The sequence below is a fragment of the Paenibacillus sp. EKM10P genome (assembly GCF_011800655.1).
Lineage (GTDB): Bacteria > Bacillota > Bacilli > Paenibacillales > Paenibacillaceae > Paenibacillus > Paenibacillus polymyxa.
Window position 1 is genome coordinate 1 of the sequence record NZ_JAALET010000144.1, and the last position, 222, is coordinate 222.

Consider the following 222-nt stretch of genomic DNA (forward strand, 5'->3'; position numbering starts at 1 on the left):
CGCATCCGTACCGAGATTAAAACCTCTCGCTTGGTCCTCCTGCTTAAACGCCTGGATATATGCCTGTTGCTCCGCTTCCTGCATTTCGCGTATATCCTTGAAGGACAGGTCGCTATCTTTGTGGCGGAACACGATTTGCAATGGTTCCAGACCATGTCCTGTTTCAAATTGATGGAAATTCGTCCGCAGCGCTTCATGACGCTGTGTCAGCAGATCCAGACT

The 222-nt window shown here is 50.0% G+C and carries 1 protein-coding gene; it reads right to left on the reverse strand.

Going from position 1 to position 222, the window contains the following annotated elements:
- Positions 1 to 222: condensation domain-containing protein (locus tag HFE01_RS26860; RefSeq protein ID WP_167438892.1), on the reverse strand; the 222-nt coding region annotated here is incomplete at both ends.